The sequence below is a fragment of the Amycolatopsis sp. N2S4-7 genome, assembly GCF_058119595.1.
Genome location: NZ_CP172299.1, coordinates 7,341,309 through 7,356,019 on the forward strand (window position 1 = coordinate 7,341,309; position 14,711 = coordinate 7,356,019).

At 67.3% G+C, this 14,711-nt stretch carries 14 protein-coding genes, 1 tRNA gene and 1 pseudogene; 5 read left to right on the forward strand and 11 right to left on the reverse strand.

The window, feature by feature from the left end:
- Positions 1 to 43 precede the first annotated feature (43 nt).
- The 3 genes from ACH54P_RS34900 to ACH54P_RS34910 form a co-directional block, all read right to left on the reverse strand.
- A complete protein-coding gene (locus ACH54P_RS34900) occupies positions 44 to 673 on the reverse strand; it encodes an SAF domain-containing protein (protein WP_489907551.1) in 630 nt (209 codons plus the stop codon).
- Positions 674 to 804: 131 nt separating this feature from the next.
- Complete coding sequence (locus tag ACH54P_RS34905) at positions 805 to 1,104, reverse strand: FmdB family zinc ribbon protein (protein WP_489907552.1); 300 nt, start codon at positions 1,102 to 1,104, stop codon at positions 805 to 807.
- 86 nt (positions 1,105 to 1,190) lie between these two features.
- Positions 1,191 to 1,781 carry a 5-formyltetrahydrofolate cyclo-ligase gene (locus ACH54P_RS34910; RefSeq protein ID WP_489907553.1) on the reverse strand — a complete coding sequence of 197 codons (591 nt, stop codon included), beginning with the start codon at positions 1,779 to 1,781 and terminating at the stop codon, positions 1,191 to 1,193.
- Positions 1,782 to 1,805: 24 nt separating this feature from the next.
- On the opposite strand from ACH54P_RS34910, the gene ACH54P_RS34915 reads away from it, so the two are divergent.
- The 5 genes from ACH54P_RS34915 (at position 1,806) to ACH54P_RS34935 (ending at position 5,765) form a co-directional block, all read left to right on the forward strand.
- Complete coding sequence (locus ACH54P_RS34915) at positions 1,806 to 2,711, forward strand: UTP--glucose-1-phosphate uridylyltransferase (protein ID WP_489907554.1); 906 nt, start codon at positions 1,806 to 1,808, stop codon at positions 2,709 to 2,711.
- The gene (gene glp / locus ACH54P_RS34920; RefSeq protein WP_489907555.1) at positions 2,708 to 3,985 is read left to right on the forward strand and encodes a molybdotransferase-like divisome protein Glp; all 1,278 of its coding nucleotides are present in this window, start codon (positions 2,708 to 2,710) and stop codon (positions 3,983 to 3,985) included. The genes ACH54P_RS34915 and glp overlap by 4 nt, the downstream gene beginning before the upstream one ends.
- Positions 3,985 to 4,653, forward strand: coding sequence for a GNAT family N-acetyltransferase (locus ACH54P_RS34925; RefSeq protein WP_489907556.1), 669 nt, complete (start codon positions 3,985 to 3,987; stop codon positions 4,651 to 4,653). Before glp ends, ACH54P_RS34925 begins: the two co-directional genes overlap by 1 nt.
- A gap of 163 nt (positions 4,654 to 4,816) precedes the next feature.
- A complete protein-coding gene (sepX, locus tag ACH54P_RS34930) occupies positions 4,817 to 5,638 on the forward strand; it encodes a divisome protein SepX/GlpR (RefSeq protein ID WP_489907557.1) in 822 nt (273 codons plus the stop codon).
- 54 nt (positions 5,639 to 5,692) lie between these two features.
- Positions 5,693 to 5,765, forward strand: a tRNA-Ala gene (locus ACH54P_RS34935).
- 649 nt (positions 5,766 to 6,414) lie between these two features.
- Here ACH54P_RS34935 and ACH54P_RS34940 read toward each other — a convergent pair.
- The 8 genes and pseudogenes from ACH54P_RS34940 to ACH54P_RS34975 form a co-directional block, all read right to left on the reverse strand.
- Positions 6,415 to 7,521, reverse strand: a pseudogene (locus tag ACH54P_RS34940) (recombinase family protein); the annotation flags it as partial.
- A gap of 65 nt (positions 7,522 to 7,586) precedes the next feature.
- Positions 7,587 to 9,041, reverse strand: coding sequence for a tyrosine-type recombinase/integrase (locus ACH54P_RS34945; RefSeq protein WP_489907558.1), 1,455 nt, complete (start codon positions 9,039 to 9,041; stop codon positions 7,587 to 7,589).
- The gene (locus ACH54P_RS34950) at positions 9,038 to 9,268 is read right to left on the reverse strand and encodes a helix-turn-helix domain-containing protein (RefSeq protein ID WP_489907559.1); all 231 of its coding nucleotides are present in this window, start codon (positions 9,266 to 9,268) and stop codon (positions 9,038 to 9,040) included. Before ACH54P_RS34950 ends, ACH54P_RS34945 begins: the two co-directional genes overlap by 4 nt.
- Positions 9,249 to 9,638 (reverse strand): helix-turn-helix domain-containing protein, encoded by a 390-nt coding sequence (locus ACH54P_RS34955; RefSeq protein WP_489907560.1) that lies wholly within the window; start codon positions 9,636 to 9,638, stop codon positions 9,249 to 9,251. Before ACH54P_RS34955 ends, ACH54P_RS34950 begins: the two co-directional genes overlap by 20 nt.
- 139 nt (positions 9,639 to 9,777) lie before the next feature.
- Positions 9,778 to 10,488 (reverse strand): hypothetical protein, encoded by a 711-nt coding sequence (locus tag ACH54P_RS34960; protein WP_489907561.1) that lies wholly within the window; start codon positions 10,486 to 10,488, stop codon positions 9,778 to 9,780.
- Positions 10,489 to 10,542: 54 nt separating this feature from the next.
- Positions 10,543 to 11,154 (reverse strand): antirestriction protein ArdA, encoded by a 612-nt coding sequence (locus ACH54P_RS34965; RefSeq protein ID WP_489907562.1) that lies wholly within the window; start codon positions 11,152 to 11,154, stop codon positions 10,543 to 10,545.
- Positions 11,154 to 12,017, reverse strand: a complete 864-nt coding sequence (locus ACH54P_RS34970) for a replication-relaxation family protein (protein WP_489907563.1) — start codon at positions 12,015 to 12,017, stop codon at positions 11,154 to 11,156. The genes ACH54P_RS34965 and ACH54P_RS34970 overlap by 1 nt, the downstream gene beginning before the upstream one ends.
- Before the next feature lie 166 nt (positions 12,018 to 12,183).
- A complete protein-coding gene (locus ACH54P_RS34975; protein WP_489907564.1) occupies positions 12,184 to 14,376 on the reverse strand; it encodes a type IV secretory system conjugative DNA transfer family protein in 2,193 nt (730 codons plus the stop codon).
- Between the last annotated feature and the right edge of the window lie 335 nt (positions 14,377 to 14,711).

The following is a 14,711-nucleotide window of genomic DNA, read 5'->3' on the forward strand; positions in this document are numbered from 1 at the left end:
GAGCCGGGATGGGGACGCCGTCGCCCGTCTCGGCGGGCGCGGGCTAGCGGAGAGTAACCGTTACCGGACGCTCCAGTGAAACCGCCGCCACCCGCGTCGCGGTTGCTTCCGGGAGCCGGAGCAGCACCAGTGACCCCTTCGCCCCGGATGGTTCTTGGTGCCCGATCGTCACGACCGTGGCCCCGCCGGCCAGGACCGACGCGGGTGCGTCCGGTTCCGGCGCGGCCACGACGTCGACTCGCTGCCCCGGCGCCAGCAACCCGGCGACGGCCGCGTCGGCCAGCCGGACCGGCACGGTCGCCGTCCCGGGATCACCCGGCGCGGGGATGGTCGTGGCCAGCCGGACGTCGGTCAGTGGCTCACCGGCGCGGACGGCGCCCGCCAGCGGGCGCCCGTCGACGACGTCGAGGGTGCTCAGCGCGCCCTGAGGGCGCGTTTCGTCGGGGAGATCGGCCAGCCGGACGTCGGCGGCGCGCAGAGTCGCGCCGGACGGAAGGTCGTGCGCCGCGACGACGGTCGGAGTCGTCGGCGCGCCCCGCGCGGAGCCGGGGCAGAGGACCAGCAGGGCACCGGCCAGCAGCAGGCAGGCGGCGAGCCAGCGGCGGATCAGCCGCGTCCGCCGGCCGGGCAGCCGGATGAAGTCGGGTGGGTGGAGCTTCGACAGGACGTCCACGGGGCCCCCTCGGCCGGATCGGGTGCGGCGGTGTGCCGCACGAGATCGACGTTAGGGAAGCCGGACGGGCCGCCGGAAGGGCCGCGTCCGGCATCTGTGGACAACCGGGGTGCTGTGGACAACCGCCCGCGTCAGGACGCCGCGGCGGTCGTTTTCGTCGTACTCGTGGAGGATGATGCCGAGCTCGTCTCGGACTTCGTCTCCGTCTTGGTCTCGGTCTTCGCCGGGGCCGACGTCGTGCTCGACTTGCTCGAGTCACGCGAGTCGGTGCGGTAGAACCCGCTGCCCTTGAAGACCACGCCGACCGAGCTGAAGACCTTGCGCAGCGCGCCGGAGCACTGCGGGCAGACGGTCAGGCTGGGGTCCGAGAACGACTGCACGGCTTCGAACCGGTGGTCGCATTCTTTGCAGGCGTACTGGTACGTAGGCACTGACGGCTCCTTTGCTGGCACTCATCCGACCAGAGTGCTAACCCGATTGTGCTCGATAACATTCCCCGAAAGCAATTCCTGGTTGCTCACATCGGCAGCTCGAGCACGCCTCGACCGGGGGTCAAGGCGCCGCTCATGCGCACGTCGTGGGCCTCGCCGGGCAGCCGGTCGACCAGCTCTTCGTCCCGGACGACGGCCAGCAGCGTGGCGTCGGCCGCGGCGAACACCAGCGAGCGATCGTAGTGGCCGGCGCCGCGTCCGAGCCGGACGCCCCGGCGGTCCACGGCCAGCGCGGGCACCAAGATCAGCTCCGCTGCTCCCACAGCCTCGGTACCCAGGCGTTTCCCGCCGGGCTCGCGGATGCCGCGGAACCGGCTGGGCACGAGATCGGCCTCGCCGGTGTACTCGGCCCAGTCGAGCGGGCCCGGCGACGGGAGGATCACGGGCAGCAGCACCCGCGCGCCCCCGGCGGCCAGCGCGTCGACGAGCGCCGTCGTGCCCGGCTCGGTGCCGAACGGGAGGTACGCGCAGACCGTCCCGACTGTGACCTTCGACACCGCACTGACCAGCGCCGAAGCCTCCCGGGCGTGCGATTCGGCTGTCTGGTCCGCCCGTGCGCGGGTGAGCCGCTCACGCCACTCCGCCTTGCTCAGGTGCTCATTGCCCAGCGCGTGCATGACCTCACGTTAGGCTTTGCGCCCATGACGGGCGCCGCAACCTCCCAGACGTTCAGAACCGCCATCGTGCCTGCCGCCGGGCTCGGGACGCGCTTCCTCCCGGCGACGAAAGCAGTGCCCAAGGAACTCCTGCCGGTGGTCGACACGCCGGGGATCGAACTGGTCGCGGCCGAGGCCGCCGCCGCCGGGGCGGAGCGCCTGGTCATCGTGACCTCGCCGGGCAAGGAAGCCGTCGTCAAGTACTTCGAGGCCCAGCCCGAGCTCGAGGAGAACCTCGAGGCCAAGGGCAAGACCGAGCTGCTCGACAAGGTCCGCCGCGGGCCCGCGCTGCTCGCGGTCGAAACGGCCATCCAGGAGCAGGCGCTCGGCCTCGGCCACGCCGTCGCGCAGGCCGAGCCGAACCTGACGCCCGACGACGAAGCCGTCGCCGTGCTGCTCCCGGACGACCTGGTGCTGCCCACCGGCGTGCTCGAGCGGATGAGCGCGGTCCGGGCCCAGTACGGCGGCAGCGTGCTCTGCGCGTTCGACATCCCGAAGGCCGAGATCTCGCCGTACGGCGTCTTCGACGTCACCGACACCGACGACGAAGACGTCAAGCGCGTGCACGGGATGGTCGAGAAGCCGAAGCCGGAGGACGCGCCCTCGACGTACGCCGCGGCCGGGCGGTACCTGCTCGACCGGGCGATCTTCGACGCGCTGAAGCGGATCACGCCGGGCAGCGGTGGCGAGCTCCAGCTGACCGACGCCGTCGCGCTGCTGATCACCGAGGGGCACCCGGTGCACGTCGTCGTGCACCGCGGCGGACGCCACGACCTGGGGAATCCGGGTGGTTTCCTGCGCGCCGCGGTCGATTTCGCGCTTGAAACGCCCGAGTACGGTCCATCTTTACGGGCGTGGCTGACGGAACGGATCGGGACAGATCGCCCATGACGGATTCCCTCGACGCGGCGCGGCCCGAAGTGGCCGGGGACGAGACCGAGCTGCGCTCGGTCGACGCGCAGATCTCGATGACCTTGGACGCCGCCGTCCGGCCCCAGCCGGTGCGCGTGGCGATCTCCGAGGCCCAGGGGCTGCTCTGCGCCGAGGAGGTGGTCGCCGAGCACGCGCTGCCCGGCTTCGACCAGGCCGCGATCGACGGTTACGCGGTGCGCAGCGTCGACGTGCGCAGCGCCGGGCAGGAGCCGGTGCAGCTGCCGGTTGTCGGGGAGATCGCGGCGGGTTCGCGCCAGCCGCGGCGCCTGCAGCCCGGCCAGGCGGTGCGCGTCGACACCGGCGCTCCGCTCCCGACGCTGGCCGACGCGGTCGTGCCGCTCGCGTACACGGACGGGCACCAGGCCAAAGTCACGGTGCACCGCTCGGTGCCGTCGGCGGGGTACGTGCGCCGGGCCGGCGAGGACGTCCAGATCGGTGACGTCGCGGTCCGCCGCGGCGACACGATCGGCTCGGCGCAGGTGGGCCTGCTGGCCGCGGTCGGGCGGGCGAAGGTGCTCGTCTACCCGCGGCCGCGGGTGTCGATCGTGTCGGTCGGCGACGAGCTGGTCGACATCGACCGGACGCCGTCGGTCGGGCAGGTCTACGACGTCAACTCCTACGCGCTGGCCGCGGCCGCGCGGGACGCGGGCGCCGAGGTCAGCCGGGTCGGCATCGTGCCGAGCGAGCCGAAGCGGCTGCGGGAGATCGTCGAGGGCCGGCTGCTGATGTCGGAGATCGTCGTGGTCGCGGGCGGCGCCGGGGGCGCCACCGGCGACGAGGTCCACGCCGCCCTGTCCGACCTGGGCCGCATCGACATGACGCGCGTGGCGATGCACCCCGGCTCGGTGCAGGGGTTCGGCAGGCTCGGCCCCGACTCCGTGCCGACGTTCCTCATCCCGGGCAACCCGATGAGCGCGCTGGTGGTGTTCGAGGTGCTGGTGCGGCCGCTGATCCGGGCGGCGCGCGGGACCCGGAACCCGCACCGGCGGATCGTCGGCGCGCGGCTGCTGTCGCCGATCACGTCGACCGAGGGCCGGCGCGGCTTCCTCCGCGGGCAGCTCCTGCGCGATGAGGCCAACGGCGAGTACCTGGTCCAGCCGCTCGGCCAGTCCGGGGCGCACCTGCTCGCGTCGCTGGCCGAAGCCAACTGCCTGATCAACGTGCCGGAAGAGCTGACCGACGTGCCCGCGGGCGAGCAGGTCCAGGTCACCTTCCTGGCCCAACGGGCCTGATGAACTCCGTGTCGGGCGTGTCCTACCCGGTCGAAAGCCGGCACCCGGGCTGGCCGGCGCGGCTCGGGCCGCTGCGGGTGCCCGCCGGCGAGGTCGCGATCCGGCCGGTCCGGCTGCGCGACGCCGGCGAGTGGAGCCGGATCCGGCTCCGGGACCGGGCACATCTCGAGATGTGGGAGCCGACCGGTGTCGGCCCGTGGCCCGAACGCAACGCCTTCTGGTCGTGGCCGTCGCAGTGGGCGGCGTTACGTTCGCTCGCTCGGCGTGGTCAATGCCTGCCCTTCACGATCACCCTGGACGGTCGTTTGGCGGGTCAGATCACCGTCGGTAACGTCATCCGGGCGTCCTTGCGGTCCGCCTGGATCGGCTATTGGGTGTCCTCCGAAGTGGTCCGCGGAGGGGTTGCGACGGCCGCGGTCGCCCTCGTCACCGACCACGCCTTCGGCCCCGCCGGCCTGCACCGGCTGGAGGCCACCGTGCGGCCGGAAAACGCCGCCAGCCTGCGGGTTCTCACCAAGGCGGGCTACCGGCAGGAGGGCCTGTTCGAGCGCTACCTCGACGTTGCCGGCGCCTGGCGGGACCACTACTGCTTCGCCGTCACGCGCGAGGAGACCGGTGCCGGGCTGGTGTCGCGGCTCGTTGCCGCGGGCCGCGCCGACTACGCCTGAGAGTGACTACCCACCCGGGGCCGTGATCGCGTTACCACATGCTGTGAGTTTCACCTAATCCGGTGAGGCATTTCCGTGATCGAAACCGGCGAGCCTCCGCCCGATCTGTTACTCCTGTGACTAGCGTGATTCGTGGTGGAAGGATCGGGGGAGGTGACGGGAGATGCCCAGCTCCGTGATCATCGTGGCGCTCGCCGCGGCATGGCTCGTCGTACTCGTGCCCATGGTCGCGCGCCGGCGCCAGCAGGTCGCGAGGACGGCCGACTCGGCGCTCGCGGCCAGGGTCGTGCGCAGCGGCGGTGGTGGACGCAACGAAGACCGGGAGGAATTCGCCATGTCCGATGATCCCGAGAAGTCCCGGCCCTCCGTCGAGGACGACCTCGCGGAGCTGGCGGCGGAACTCGACGAGGACCTCGAGGAACCGGAGCCCGAGCCGCTCCCGCAGCCGGCCCGCGGCTCGCGGGCCGAACGCGACCGGCCCGGTTACCGGCCCGGCCGAGGCGGCTTCGACCCCGAAGCCGCGGAGATGGCCGCCCGCGCGAAGTACAGCTTCCGGCAGCGGGTTGTCGTCATCCTGCTCGTGATCGCGGTGGCCTCGGCCGCCGTCGCCGGCTTCCTCGTCCCGCTCGCCTGGTGGGGCCACGGTGCCATCGACGTCGTGCTGGTCGGCTACCTCGTGTACCTGCGCCGGCAGGTGCGCATCGAAGAGGAGATCCGCCAGCGCCGGCTCGCCCGCTTCAACAGCACCCGCGCACCCCGCCGCCCGGAACCGCGGCCCGCCGTCGAGGACGAGGTCGCCGAGGACCCCGCGGAGACCGTCGACGTCGTCGAGCCGGTCCGCCGCGAGGTTGTCGAGCGCCGTCCGTCCCCGACTTCCCGCGTCCGCCGCAGCGCGGTGGTTGTCGACCTGGACGACGAGGACCCGGCGTTCGAGGAACTCGACGAGCCCGGAACCGGGCCTTACCGGCGTGCGGTCGGAGAGTGACCCCCCTGAGTGAGGTGCTCGTAGGGCACTGCTAAGCTCTACGAGCACAACCAAGGGGCTGTAGCGCAGTTGGTAGCGCGTCTCGTTCGCATCGAGAAGGTCAGGGGTTCGATTCCCCTCAGCTCCACACTGGAGGGCTTACTAGAACAATGGACTAAGTCCATGCCCGCTAGTAGGACTTCAACATCGTTCATGACACGAGGGGTGTCTCCGGTTTCGGAGACACCCCTCGTGTCGTCTTTGGGCAGCGCGGCAGTACTCCCCGGATCAGGCTTGTCGCTGCTCGCGCCGTGGTGGCGCGCCTCGACTGAGCGCAGCGTGGCAAACGGCTCTTGCAAGTCGTAGTCGGTGACGTCTTCGTCTTCGATGAAGATGTGCTCGAAGAGCGCCTGGTTGAGTAGCCGTCGCTGTTCGTCGTCGCAGCGCCGGTACAGCTCCTGTGGATCCTCGAGCAGGGTGAGGCACAGTTCGACAAGCCGGGCAGCTTCCGAGAGGTCTTCGGTGGTCTCGTCTAGGCGTTCGGTGACGCGCTGGCGCTGCCGACCGATATCGCGGAGCTTCTCCTTGATCCGCTCCTGCGGCATCGTCTCGTCGCCACCGGCGGCCAGGTCGATCAGCTTCTCTTCCTTGGTGCCGAGGTCGCGTAGCTGCGTGTTGAGCTGCTGTTTCAGCAGGCGCGTCGCCGCCTGCTCGTTCTGGAGGGTGGCGGCGACGTGGGCTCGGACCTCGGCGACGAAGCCAGGGCTGAATCGGACAGTGGCGTAGTGCGTCTCAACTGCTTCCTCAACGTGTAGGACGTTGATGTGCGGGGCGTTGCAGCCGCCGCTCTGCTTGTTCCGGCAGAAAAAGTACGTGTACTCGTAGCCGCGCGAGTTGACGGTGTGCTGGATGATCATGCGCGACGCGGTGCCGTTCGTCCGGCAGCGACCGCAGAACAGCGATCCCTTGAGGTAGTGGTGATGCACGCGTCGACGCTCCTTTGCGGCGGTCCGTGAGCTGGCGATGGTTTGGACTTGTTCGAAGAGAACGGGGTCGACAAGTGGCTCGTGACGACCGCGGACTTCTTCGCCTTGATGCGTGACGTAACCGATGTAGTACCGGTCACGCAGCATCAGCGACAGTTTGTTGATCGAGACTCGCTTGGCCGGCCGCCGCGGTGTCGGCCGGGTACGTAGGCCCCGCTCGTACAGCTCCTCGTCCAGGTCCGCCAGCGTGTAGTCACCGGTTGAATACAGCTGGAATGCCAGTCGGACGAGAGGTGCGCGTTCCGGGTCGATAGCGATCGTGCGGATCTCGCCGCCCTCGGGCTTCGGCGCGCGGACGTTCAGGTAGCCGAGCCGAGCGACGCCGACGGTGCCGCCGTTGCGGACCTTCTGGCCCATCTTGTAGCTGATGTCGGCGCCACTGGCTTCGGACTGGTACTGGTCGACGGCGTGCAGGATGGTCTCCACCATGGCGCTCTCAGGGCTTTCGCCCATGTCGAGGATGGTGGAGACGACTCGGGTACCGACTTTCTTCAGGTCGCGCTTCGTGATGCCCGCGTCGACGCTGTTCCGGAAGACCCGATTGAAGTGGTAGACGATGACGTAGTCGATGTCCTTCTGGGACTTCACCCAGGCGACCATCTCTTGAAAGGTTGGTCGCTTGTCGATGCTGGTGGCAGTGCGGCCAGGTTCGACGAACTCGCGGACGATGTCGGCGCCGAGTTGTTCAGCCTTATGCTTGCCAGCCTCGCGCTGGGCCGGGATCGAGATACCTTCCGGGTTGTAGTCGGTGTGGACTTGTCCGGGCGTCGATACGCGGAGGTAGAGCACGGCGCGCTTACGGCGACGTTCGCCGGTCGCGTACTGCGCAACGGTGCGGTTCAAAGCTTGCTCGGTCATCTGGTCTCCTCTCCTTGGGGTGCGGCTATGTCATGTCCTATCTAGGGAAGTAGGTACCGTAGCCGTCAGGCGGCAGAAATCTCCTGCAGGTCATTTTGCTCGCTAACAGGGGTAGAGTTGACGGCAAAAGAGACGGCCGTACTCCCTAGTAGCCACGTGTGCGTGTGTCTCTGCATGATGTGCTTAATAGAGGTCGGGCGACCGCTAATAGGTCCTTTAGCCTTCCTGAAGAGCCTTGTGTCCCCAGTTCGAGTCTGGGAGGAGCCACCAAAGAAAGCGCCTACCCCATCAGGGGTGGGTGTTTTCTTTGGTGGAGTTTCTGAGCGTGTCGACGTGTTGGACGACGCCTCTTGACGGTAATTTTGACGGCTACTACCTCTGTTAGCTGATTCCAGGAACAAGCGGTCTTCGACTTTTTGTAGCGCGTTCCGCTTGCTGGCAAGGTCAACGTGCTCGTAGATGCCCGTTGTGCGAACGTCGCTGTGGCCAAGGATGGCTTGGATATCACGGGCGTGCACCTGTAGGTCTTTTTGGGTCGTGGCGTTGCTGTGGCGGAGGCCATGCAGCGTGATCTTGCGAAGACCGTGTCGAGCGCAGATTCGCACGAACGAACGTCCAAGGTTATGAGACTCGAGAGGACGGCCGCTGCGGGTCGTAAAGACCAATTCGTACTCGCTACCGGCACCGTGCCAGTCGGCGCCGGCAGCGAGGCGGGCAGCCGCCTGGGCTGCGCGCTGCTGTTCAAGCGCCTGGCGTGCGGTGTCGAGTAGGGGCTCATCGCGCTCGCTGGACTCAGTCTTGAGCTCGACCTGCTCCAGTTTGCCATTGATCCGTTGTACCTGCTGGCGGATGCGGAGCACTCCGCGGTCGAAGTCGACGTCGCACCAGCGGATGCCGAGTACCTCGCCGCGTCGTAAGCCATAGAGGGTGAGTAGCACGAAGGCGGGGTAGAGCGGGTTGTCCCTCGCGACTTCGAGGAACTGGATGATCTCGTCGGGCGTCCAGTGAGCTGCTTCCGGACGTCGGTAGCGTGGAAGCTCGACGAGACGGGCGACGTTGCGGTTGACGATCTCTTGGCGCATGGCATACGTCAAGGCAGCGCTTAGTACCTTACGGATTTGGTGGATGGTCGAGGGCGTCTTGCCATTGTCATAGAGGTCGTCAAGAAACCCTTGGACGAGGCGGACGGACAAGTCCTGGAGGCGGTAGCGGCCGAGGCCGGGCTTGATGTAGAGCCGGACGACTGACTCGTGCCGCCTGCGGGTAAGGGGCCGCCTCCGCTCGTGGTCGAGCCAAAAGTCGAGGTAGTCGTCCATCTTCCACGCATGCTCAGGGCGAAAGATGCCTTGGTTCGCCTCTTGCATGAGGGCCGTCAGCTTCTTGTGGGCTTCCTGCCGGGTTTTGCCGTACACGCGGAATCGCTTGCGTTTGCCGTTTGACGTCGGGAGCGTGACCGCAGCCTCATACCGGCCGTCTGCTCGGAGATAGACCGTGCCTTCACCGTTCGCCCGGCGACTCACAGTCCGTCTCCCTCTTCGCGCAGCTCTTCGATGAGGGAAGCCAGGTCGGGCTCGGCAACGAGCCGCCGTCGACCGATGCGGATGGTCTTCAGCCTTCGTAGGTTGATCAGTGCGTACACTTGCCACCGGCTGACTCGCAGTCGTTCGCTTACCTCGCTGATAGTGAACAGGCGTGGCGGCTCAGGTGCCGTAGTCGCATTGACTTCATTATTCTCTGTTGTGTTCATAGGTACCTCCTTCCTGTGATGGCTCGCTGTCATACGAGCTGGCTTGTTTGTTGCAGTACTGGGTCATCGCCGCCCGAACCTCAAGGGGGAGGTGGCCGAATTTCGTGTTGAAATATGCGGAAAGCTCGGGTAATTCATTCGCCGTGACGTACTGGGCCATGGCGAACAAGTCCGCGAGGGGAACGTCAAGTGCCAGGGCGAGGCGCTTCAGTGTGTCGGGACTCGGCGCGTGGATGCCGCCCTGCTCAAGACGTGTGACGGTCCCGCTATCGATGCCTGCTTCTGCCGCAAGGCCACGAACGCTCAGCTCGCGCTGAGTGCGTAGGTCTCTAAGGTATTCGCCAAAACAGCGTGCGGCATCGTCAGTCATGTTCGCGAAGGTCTCCGTTATTCGTTTCCCTATTTTACCTCCGTTTGCGCGCAAAATCACCCATTGTTGGGAATTCCGCAACACTATTCCGAATATTACGATTGTCTGGCATCTGGATGCTGCGCGCGCAGCGCCGGCGCTAGCGCATGAAGACATGTAGTTTCCCGTCGAATTCAACGACGTCCCAGGTGGCACGCACGGTCTGCTCGAGTCGGTCCTGGTCGATCGTGACAAAGTCTTCGAAACCCCAGCGTTCCTCGGCTTCCTTGAGCGCGGCCTTGAAGTTCTTGATCTCGGTCAACTCGTCGACGATGTCTTCCAGGCGAGCGAAGCTGCCGATGTGGAGATCGGTGAAGCGTTCGACGAGGTCGTCGGAGGGCTCACCGTCATGGAGTTGCAGGTAGGCCCAGAAGGGAGCGCCGTGATCTCGCAAGCCCTGTTCGACCGGCGTGGGGGGCGCTGCAGGACGTCCAGGTCGGCCGGCGGGTTGCTTGATCAGGTAGAGCCCAAGCAGGTCGGTGAGTTCTTTCGTCTGAACGTCGCCGAACTGGGCGTGGATCGACAGTTCGCGGGCGAGCTGGATGTGTTCGATGGTGCCCGTCACGGCGTAGTGGTGAAGGGTGCCTGGGACCGGGATGCGGTTGGCGAGTTCGCGGGCGATGACCCGGGCGCCCCAGTCGGGGATCTTCTCACCGACCCCTTCTGCCTCGCTGATGGCGTCGAAGATGACGTCGGCCAAGGCGCCTGGCTGCTGAACACTGCCGGTGAGGTCGATTTCGCCCGACTCAAGCTTCTCCCGGGCGGGGATGTCTCGGTTCCGGTCGTACGGGTTCTGTGGTTGCTTTTCCAAGTAGTACCTCCTTTCGATGTGTGTGGTTGTGTGCATGGCGGCATACCGCCCCGCTCAGCGGGCGAAGACATGGACGGTCCCGTCCGGGTCGGTCAGGACTTGCCAACTGGCGCTGGCATCCTCCGCGACGGCCTTGTAGTCGAAGACGACGTACGGGCGAATCAGGGTGTCGGTAATCCGCCGGTCGAGTTCCTGGTGCCAGCCGAGGCTTTCGACGAGGCTCCATGCCCACGCTTCATGCGACTGGTAGCTGCCGGTGTAGCAGTCACGGAACTCGGCAAGCTTCGTGCGGTCGTTGTCGACGAACCGCGCCCAGGCCGCGAAGGCGCGGCCGTGCTCGGCGAGGCCGCGGGCTAGAGTCGAGATGACTGTGCTGTCGGTGACCGTCGTCAGGTCGACGCCATCGAAGTCTTCGACGGAGCGGACCGCCCAGAGCTTGGCGCCCGGCACCGGCGAACTTTCCAGCATCGCTTCGATGTCCGCGTCGATCTCGTCCGCGGTCTGGTTGGCGTCGATCCACAAGCCGTGTTCGATGCCACGCTCCGTGCTGGCCAGGTCGGCGACGTAGATCCTGGGATGGCGAGGCAGCTGCCGTTCTGGGTCGAAGTGAGCTGCGTGCGTGTCGTCCTCCTCCTCGGCTTCAGGTTGCTGTGGTTGTCGTTCCATTACGTGGTCCCTCCTTTCAAGATGAGTGGTTGGTTCTGCTGGTGGGGCTCAGCGGCCGCCGGGGGATCAGGGATCCCGCTGGCGATGAGTTGCCGGAACCCCGACGTCGTCACGACCTGGAAGAGCCCAGGCTGAATGGCCTTGTCGCCCGCCAGCGCGGCCTGGAGTGCGCGCTGCCGGATCGAGTCAGGAACGACCCAGATGACAGCAGGGAAGAGGCCGTGGCGCGCCTGGTGTGCTCCGGTCGCCGCGTAGTGCTGGTAGAGCTTCGCCTTGCGGACGACGACGGTGGGGTGCTCGGTTGCGAGGTCCGCTTCGAGGTACCAGTGGTCCTCGTAGTCGCCGCTCAGCGTGATGGCGAACAGGTCGGGTTTCAGCCACTCCAGCGTGCCGTGCGGCCCGGTGAAGGAGCGCCAGCAAGTTGGCTCCGTCTCGATATTGGTCACTTCGAGCACGCCGGCCTGGCCGAGTTCGTGCAGCGTGACGGCGAGTTCGGCGGTGGCGAGGGTGTGGGCGGCGAAGGTAGCGCCCGGCTCGACGAGGCGGCGGCGGTACTTCTTGCCTTCCATGGTGCGGGTGAGGCGCTCGCCAGCGGCTCCCAGCTGCCAGGTGATGCCGGACGACCCGGCGCGGACACCGCCGATGCGTCGGCCGAGGCGCGCCACGAGGTTCTTCGCCTCGAGCCGCGTCAGCACCCGCATGACGGCGCCGGAGGCGGCACCGAGGCTGGCGTGCCCGCGCGCGAAGTGCAGTCGCCGGATGTGAGCGGTCGTGAGCAGGCGATGCGTGCTGATTGACTGCAGGATCGAGATGTCTCGCTCGGACAGCTGGAGCAGCAAGGTCGTGACGTCGGTCGGGCTCATGCGCCGTCTCCTCGCTCCGCCCGGTGACCCCCAAATTGGGGGTCAGTCCCATCCCGGAAGGGGATAGGTAGGGGGTGTGACCTGCGACGATGCGGCAGCGTGGTCGACACGAAGGTGCGGACGAACATAGGGGCGGAGACACTGCTCCTGGCGTCGCTCTGTCGGTTCATGACGTCCTCCGCTTCCGACCGATGCGCTCGATCGGTTGAGGGGCTGGTTCGGGTGCAGGAGTGACCTCGGGTACGACCTCCGGATCGGCAATGTTCAGCGGAGCTGGCTCCTGGACCGGGGCGTAGTTGGCCTGCGAGGCAGCGCGGACGACGGCCGGGTCGATCATCGGCGGCGTCGGTGGCAGCGTTCTGATCAGGGCCCAGCCCGACGGGTGGCCGTCGGCCACGAGGTTGGCGTAGGCGTGGTAGCGCGGCAGCGACATGAAATCCTCGGGCGTCAGGTCACGGGTCAGCTTGGCGGTGTCCCGGGCGTCCTCGTACTCGGTCGCGAACTGGATCTTGGACCGAGCGTTCATGTCGACGGCCCGAGCGAGGGCCGGTGGGAACTGGGAGCGGAACTGGGCGGCCAGGAACCAGCCGACGCCGAGTGAGCGGGACACGGCGAGCGCGTCAGCCATCGATACGGGCAGGTTCAGGAAGCGGGGCGCCTCGTCGACGTAGATCGTCGCCGGGGTGGTGGCAGCACCGGAGTCGCTGGCCCGCTCCTGGGTGGCTTGCCAGATGTCCGCCACGATGAGGCTGCCGAGCAGGCTGGCGGTACCCGGTCCGATGAGGCCCTCGTTGAGGGGGACCAGGACCACCTTGTTCTCGCGGAACAGGTCGCGCAGCCGGAAGCGGCCGTGCCGCTGATCGAGCATCCGGATCAGGGCGGGGCGGAGCAGGAACTGGCGCAGCTTGTTGAGCGGCGGCGCGATCGCTGCCGCCTGCGCTTGTGGTGACTGTCCCTCGTACCAGGCCCAGAAGCCGGCCAGAGCGACGTCGTCCTGAATACGGCCGACCTGCTGACGTCGAAACGTCGGGTCGGTCAGCAGGCGGGTCAGGTCGACCAAAGTGGCCGGTGCCTTCGGTGTGCTGGCTCTCGCCAGCGTGCGGAGGCAGGCGGAGAAGATGTCCTGGGTCCGCGGGCCCCAGCCGTCGCTGAAGACGGCGGCGAAAACCGCCAGGATGCCGTCGACGACGACGTCGGGATCGCGCTCACCAACGTCGAGCGGGTTGAAGCCGACCGGCGTTTGGTCGCCGGCGTTGAGTTCGACGACGTCGTTGATGCGACTTGCAGGGATCCGGGCCATGAGATTGTCGATCAGCTGGCGCTTCGGGTCGAGTACGGCGACGGCTTGACCTGCCTCGATGTCCGCCAGGATGAGGTGCTCGATAGCCGTGGTCTTGCCGGAGCCGCTCGGGCCGTAGGCGATCCCGTGGTACGTCTGGTCCTGGGCCGAGATGCCGATCCGGCGGTTGTCGCCCGGCGCCGCGCTTACCGCGAAGGTGCGCGGACCGGTATGGACGTTTGGCGCTGCCCGAAGCGGCTTCGGGTGGAGCGGCGGGAGCCCCGGCAGCTCGCCGTCGCCGATCGGCCAAGCAAGCAGCCCGGCAAGTTCGGGAGCCGCCAGATGTAACGGCCAGCGCCAGGGCAGTCGCGCGTCGTTCAGCGCCGTCGCCTTGTCCGGCACCAGCGTCACCTGCACCCCGGGGCTGCGCGCGGTTGAGATCGCGCTGAGCAGCCCCATGATGAAGCGGCGCCGCCGGTCGCTGTCCCCGCTGGTGGCCCCCAGCCGGATGGCGGCCCCGAAGCCGCTTCGGGATAGCCGGTCCTTGAGGCGCTGACGTGTGTCCGGACTCGCGGGTCGCGAGCCGGTTGTGAGCGCATCGATCAGCGTGCTGTCGGGATCCGGCACGTCGCCATGCAGTGACCTTGGGGTGTGTCGTGGGCCCAGGACGATCTGGAGGACCAGCGCCTCACCGACGTGAAGACGCACAGCAAGTGCTGAGAGCAGGGCGAGCGCGGTCGACTCCGCAGCGTCCACGCGGAGCGGCAGATGGGCGGACTGCAGACGCAGCTGCCTCGCGACGTTGACGGCGGGGCGCGGATCGGGGCCGGCGGTTGGCGTGCCGGTGAGAATGGTGCCTGGCAGCAGGTCCCCGAGGAGCCGTCTGAGCGGATGGACGTCGCTGGCCCGGCAGCCAAGCAGATGCTGAGTGCCGGATTCGCCTGCGCGTGCTTCGAAGACGACTCGCGGTTCGTCGCGATCGGATGCGAGACGCTCGAGGAAGCGGAGGACGGCGGTAGGTTCCAGCGGGCGCGGCAGGTGCAGCTGAGAGAAGACGAGGGTGGCAGCGTCAGGCGCCATGGTGACCGCCCTTCTCCGCGGATGAGGGCGAGTCGCTGGCTCCGGGCTGCTTAGTTGAGGCCGCCTGCGCTTTTGCTTCGCGGTCAGCTTCAGCCAGGGCGAGGCCGATGATGGCTTTGGATAGCTTACGCATATCCGGTGTATCCCGGCGGACGCTGCGGATCCTTAACTGGCGTTCGCGACGCTCCTTTCGGTTCTTACTGGTCTTCTTGGGGGCTGGGGCCATAGATCACCTCACTTTCTCCGTATCACGCTTGTGCTGCATGGATTCAACACGCTGCAACGGCTTTACTTATTACCTATTTTCGACGAAACGTCAATAATGTTTGTCTATT